Origin of the sequence: Nonomuraea lactucae, from assembly GCF_003313395.1 — a bacterium.
GTDB lineage: Bacteria > Actinomycetota > Actinomycetes > Streptosporangiales > Streptosporangiaceae > Nonomuraea > Nonomuraea lactucae.
The window spans coordinates 1-5,323 of record NZ_QNFZ01000808.1 but is presented as its reverse complement, the minus strand read 5'-3'; the positions used below and the strand labels follow the sequence as shown (position 1 = coordinate 5,323).

Here is a 5,323-nt window from a genome sequence, read left to right as displayed (position 1 = left end):
GGTGCCGGCGCCCGGCGGCGGCGCCACAGCGGCGCTGCACGCGGCGCAGGCGGCGGCCCTGCTCGGCATGGTGGCCCGCTACAGCACCGGCGAGAAGTACGCCGCGCACGCGGAGACCGTCGCCGCCGTGACGGCCGAGACCGACACGCTGCGTGAGCGGGGGGTGCGGCTCGCCGAGGAGGACGCCGCGGCGTTCACCGCGGTCACGGACGCCTACCGGCTGCCCAAGGGCGAGGAGCGCGGCGCCGCCATCGCGGCGGCTCTCGCCGGCGCGGCCAGGCCGCCCGCCGAGGTGGTGAAGGCCGCCACCCGGCTGGTCGAGCTCTGCGAGACGCTGCTGCCGATCGGCAACCGCAACGTGGTCACCGACGTCGCCGCGGCGGCGGAGGCGGTGCGGGCGGCGCTGACCACGGCACGGGTGAACGTCGAGGTCAACATGGGCGGGATCCGGGACGAGCGGGTGCTCGCCGGCCTGCGCGAATGTCTGGCGGGGGTCGACGCGGCGGTGGAACGGGCCGAACGGGTGACGGCGAGCGTACGACGGGAGCTGAAGGCGTGACGGTGGGAACGGGCGCGGGTTCCGCGGGGACGGAGCTGCGGGGCCGGGAGGTGGCGGCGGCGATCAGGGCCGAGACCGCCGAGCGGGTGGCCGCGGGCCCGCGGCCCGTGCTGGCCGTGGTGGTGGCCACCGCCGACGAGGCGACCCTGTGGTACGTACGCTCGATCGCCAAGGCGGCGGCGGGCGTGGGCATCGCCTGCGACGTCGTGGACCTCGGACCCCGCGCGCGGCCGGAGGAGATCCGGGCGACGCTGGAGCGGCTCGGCGACGACCCGGGCGTGCACGGTCTCATGCTGCAGACCCCGCTTCCCGAGGGCGCGTCGGCACAGGAGCTGGCCGCGGCCATCGATCCGGCCAAGGACGTCGACGGCGCGAACCCACTGTCGCTCGGCCGGCTGGCCGCCGGGCTGCCCGCGTTCGCGCCCGCCACGGCGGCGGCGGTGATGGCGCTGCTCGACCACCACGGCGTGGAGCTGCGGGGCGCGCGGGCCGTGGTGGTGGGCCGGTCCACCGTGGTGGGCAAGCCGCTGGCGCACCTCCTGCTCGACCGGCACTGCACGGTCACCGTCTGCCATTCGCGCACCCGCGACCTGGCGTCCGTCACATCCACCGCCGAGGTGCTGGTGGCCGCGGTGGGCCGGGCCGGGCTGATCGGCGCCGAGCACGTGGCCCCCGGCGCGATCGTGATCGACATCGGCACGAATCCGACGCCGGACGGCGGCCTGACGGGGGACGTCGACTTCGACGCGGTCATCGGCAGGGCGGGCGCGCTCACACCGGTGCCCGGCGGGGTCGGCCCGGTCACCACGGCGATCCTCCTGCGTCACACCGCGATGGCGGCGGGTCCGGAGGGCCGCGATGTCCGGTGACGTGCTGGTCGTGCAGAACAGCAGGAGCGGCGACCCCGGCCGGTTCCGCGGGTGGCTGGAGGAGGTTGGGCTCCGGCTGGACGTGGTCCACGCCTACGACGGCGCCGCCCTGCCCGGCACGCTCCGGCACGACGCGATGATCGTGCTGGGTGGCGGCTACCTCCCCGGGGAGGACGACCGCGCGCCCTGGCTGGCGCCCGCGCGGAGCCTGGTGGCCCAGGCGTTGGCCCGGAACGTCCCGTACTTCGGCATCTGCCTGGGCGGGCAGATGCTGGCCCAGGTCGCCGGGGGCGAGGTGACGGGCAGCGCGGGCGCGCCCGAGAACGGCAGCGTCCCGGTCACGCTCCGGCCCGACGCGGCGAGCGATCCGCTCTTCCACGGCCTGCCCCCGGTGGTGCCCGCCATCGAGCACCACGTGGACGCGGTCACCGCGCTGCCGCCGAACGCCACCTGGCTCGCCGAGACCGCCGCCTGCCCGTACCAGGCGTTCCGGGTGGGCGAGCGGGCGTGGGGCGTGCAGTTCCATCCCGAGATACTGCCGGAGCGCATCCGCACCTGGAAGGTGGACGGCTTCGACCCCGACGAGGTGTACGCCGGGGCGGTGGCCGACGAATCGGTCTCCACTCCGATCTGGCACGAGGTGGCCGGTCGTTTCGCGCACCTCGTCCTGCGCGCGGGCCCGCGCACGCTCAGCGCGGACGCTCAGCCCGCGTAGGCCGGGGACGGCCGGTCGGCCCGACCACGCTCGGGCGGACGGTCAGCCCGCGTAGACGTCGTAGCCGAGCTTGCCCGCCACCGCCAGGCCGCAGGCGGCGGCCAGGTAGCGCAGGCTCTGGCCGGGCAGCCGCCTGGCGATCTTCGGCCCGAGCCACCCGCCGAGCAGGAACCCGGCCGCCAGCGGCGCCGCCGCTCCCCAGTCGACCGGGCCGAACAGCGCGAACCCCAGCGCGGCCACCGCGTTGGCCAGCCCGGCAAGCACGTTCTTGACCGCGTTGGTCCTGGCGGGCGTCTGGCCGAGCATGGCGGCCAGCACCGCGAACATGAGGATGCCGCCCGCCGCGCCGAAGTAGCCCGTGTAAACGGCCACGGCGAACAGCGCGACCCGGGGCAGCACCCCTTGCTCGCTGTGCCGCCGTCCGGTGGGCGGGCGGACCAGGAGGAGGGAGGCGGCCGCGATCAGCCACGGGGCGATCATCTCGAACGTCCGCGACGGCGTGACCAGGAGCAGGAACGCTCCAGCGGCCCCGCCGAGGGCGGTGATCCAGCCGAGCCTGACCACCCGGGGGCCCTGACCGGCCAGCTCCGGCCGTGACCCGGCCGCCGCGCCCAGGCCGGTGAACAGCAGGGCCACCGTGTTCGTGACGTTCGCGGCGAGCGGGGGGAGCCCGAACGCCAGCAGCGCGGGATAGGACACGATCGATGCCAGGCTCACCACCGTGCTGACCACCCCGGCCACCGCGCCCACCCCGAGCAGGCCCAGGACCTCTCCGCCGATCACCCCGACATGCTAGGTGACGTCCGTTTCATCCCCTAAGTCGGGTGTCGCGCCCCCGACCAAGCCCCGGGGAACCTCCCGGGCGTGGGTCAGTGCCGGATCCGTCCGCCGCACGGCCGGTGCGGCCCTCACGGGGAGCCCGTGGCACTGCCTAGGGTAAGGCGCATGACGCTGACGGAGGGCGGCACCGGGCGGGTGATCGTGCTGGTGCAGCCGGAGGTGAACCTGCTCGATCTGGCCGGTCCGGTCCAGGCGTTCGACGCCGCGGCGCACCTGGGCGCACCGTACCGCCTGGAGTACGTCGCCGAGCGGCCGGACATGGTCACGGCGCAGGGGCTGCGGCTGGCCGGGCTGGGGCCGCTCGGCGAGGTCGGCCACGCGGACCTGGTGCTGGTGCCGGGGCACCGGGTGTACCCGCCGGAGCCGGGACGGCCGCTGGTCTCCGGCTCCGTCATCGGGTGGCTGACCAGCGCCCACGCCGCCGGAGCCCGCGTCGCCTCCGTCTGCAGCGGGGCCGCGGCGCTGGGTGAGGCCGGGCTGCTCGACGGGCGCCGGTGCACCACCCACTGGACGCTGATCGACGCGATGCGCGACCGCTACCCCGCCGCCCGGGTGCAGGAGGCCGTCCTGTACGTGCACGACGGGCCGATCAGCACCAGCGCGGGCATCTCCACAGGGCTCGACCTGGCGCTGTCGCTCATCGAACGCGACCACGGCCCCGGGCTGACCGCCCAGGTGGCCAGGCAGCTCGTCGTCTACCTGCGCCGGTCGGGCACGGACCGGCAGGTCAGCGCCTTCCTGGAGTACCGGTCGCACCTCAACGCGGCCGTACACCGGGTGCAGGACCACGTGGCGCAGCACCTCGACAGGCCGCACTCCCTCGCCGAGCTCGCCGCCGTGGCGCATCTGTCGCCGCGCGGGCTGACCCGCGCCTTCACCGCCACGATCGGGATCACGCCACAGGAGTACCGCCAGCGGCTCCGACTTGAGCTGGCCGCCACGCTGCTGGCGGAGACGGCCCTGACCGTGGAGGCGGTGTCGGCCCGGTGCGGCTTCCGCGATCCGCGCCACTTCCGGCGGGTGTTCGCGGCCAGGTACGGCGTGCCGCCATCGGCCTCCCGCCTCGCACCGACCTGACCGCCGGGCCCCCACAGCCGCCGGCGTACCGGCGTCCACCCGGGCGGCCACTGTCCGAATTCACTGGCCGAATTCACTGGCCGAATTCACCGACCGAGTTCACTGGCCGAGTTCACTTGTCAAGGAGAGTTCCATGGTCAACGCCGTGCTTCGTCGTGCCCGCGCACCGCTGCGCGTCCTGGCCGGCCTGCTGCTGGCCGGCGCCGTATTGACCGGCGCGGGCTTCGGGGGGGTCGCGGCGACCATGGACGAGAGCTTCCCGTCCGGGCCCGTGCCGCCCCCGGCGTGGGGATGGCCCGAGGCCGCAGGGGTCCCGTCCGGGCGGACGGTCGTCGCGGTGGCCCTGGGCGCGAGCGGTTCGGTGGTCGGTGACGTGCTGCCGCCGTACGAGGTGTTCGCCCGGTCGGACAGGTTCGCCGTCTACACCGTGGCCGCCCGCAGGGAGCCGGTCGCCCTGTCGGGCGGGCTGCGCGTGCTTCCGGACCGCACGTTCGAGGAGGTGACCGCGGACGCCGCGCTCCGTCCGGACGTGGTGGTTGCGCCCGCCGTCGTCGAGCCACGGGGCGAGCGGGAGGCGCCGCTGCGTGCGTGGATCGCCCGGCAGGCGGCGGGAGGCTCCCGGATCCTGGGCGTGTGCGCGGGCTCGGACCTGCTGGCCGCCACCGGCGTGCTGGACGGCCGGCGGGCGACCTCGTTCTGGGACCGGATCGGCTCCCTGGAGAAGTCCGACCCAGAGGTGAGGTGGGTGCGCGGGCAGCGCTACGTCCAGGACGGCCCGATCACCACGACCGCCGGCGTCACCTCGGGCATCGCCGGAGCGCTGCGCCTGGTCGAACAGCTGGCCGGGGCCAGGGAGGCCGCGCGCATAGGCCGGGATCTCGCCTACCCGGGCTGGTCGCCGGGCGGCTCGACGGCCATCCCGGTGAACGCTCCGGCGGTGTCCGACCTGCCGTACGCGCTCAACGCCACCTTCCCGTGGTGGCGGCCTGCCGTCGGCGTCGCGCTGACCGAGGGCGCCGGTGAGACGGACCTCGCGGCCGCGTTCGAGGTCTACTCCGGAACGTCGTTCGCCGCCCGCACGATCGCGGTCGCCGCGGAGCGGACGGCCAGGACCCGGCACGGGATGCTGCTCCTGGCCCAGCCGGTCGGTTCCGGCGCCTCCTCCTCGCTGGACCGCCTGGTCGTGCCGGGGGTGCGTGACGCGGGCGGGATCGACCCGCGGCTGGCCGCGTGGGCCGCGCGGCGCGGGCTCCGCCCCGAGCT

Annotated in this window: 6 protein-coding genes; 5 read left to right on the top strand and 1 reads right to left on the bottom strand. The window is 75.6% G+C overall.

The window, feature by feature from the left end:
- Position 1 precedes the first annotated feature (1 nt).
- The 3 genes from DQW85_RS28220 to DQW85_RS28210 are packed head-to-tail and all read left to right on the top strand — an operon-like array spanning position 2 to position 2,143.
- On the top strand, positions 2 to 559 hold the full coding sequence (locus tag DQW85_RS28220; protein WP_113702915.1) for a cyclodeaminase/cyclohydrolase family protein: 558 nt from the start codon (positions 2 to 4) through the stop codon (positions 557 to 559).
- Entirely contained in the window at positions 556 to 1,428 is an 873-nt protein-coding gene (locus DQW85_RS28215; protein ID WP_240197479.1) for a bifunctional 5,10-methylenetetrahydrofolate dehydrogenase/5,10-methenyltetrahydrofolate cyclohydrolase, read from the top strand. The genes DQW85_RS28220 and DQW85_RS28215 overlap by 4 nt, the downstream gene beginning before the upstream one ends.
- Positions 1,418 to 2,143, top strand: coding sequence for a type 1 glutamine amidotransferase (locus DQW85_RS28210; RefSeq protein WP_113702913.1), 726 nt, complete (start codon positions 1,418 to 1,420; stop codon positions 2,141 to 2,143). Before DQW85_RS28215 ends, DQW85_RS28210 begins: the two co-directional genes overlap by 11 nt.
- A gap of 42 nt (positions 2,144 to 2,185) precedes the next feature.
- Here DQW85_RS28210 and DQW85_RS28205 read toward each other — a convergent pair whose 3' ends face one another.
- On the bottom strand, positions 2,186 to 2,926 hold the full coding sequence (locus tag DQW85_RS28205) for a sulfite exporter TauE/SafE family protein (RefSeq protein WP_113702912.1): 741 nt from the start codon (positions 2,924 to 2,926) through the stop codon (positions 2,186 to 2,188).
- A 162-nt stretch (positions 2,927 to 3,088) separates the two neighbouring features.
- Between DQW85_RS28205 and DQW85_RS28200 the strand changes: the two genes are divergently transcribed.
- Both DQW85_RS28200 and DQW85_RS28195 read left to right on the top strand, forming a co-directional pair.
- Positions 3,089 to 4,060 (top strand): GlxA family transcriptional regulator, encoded by a 972-nt coding sequence (locus DQW85_RS28200; RefSeq protein ID WP_113702911.1) that lies wholly within the window; start codon positions 3,089 to 3,091, stop codon positions 4,058 to 4,060.
- Positions 4,061 to 4,193: 133 nt separating this feature from the next.
- The coding region (locus DQW85_RS28195; RefSeq protein WP_113702910.1) for a DJ-1/PfpI family protein at positions 4,194 to 5,323 on the top strand (1,130 nt) is incomplete at its 3' end.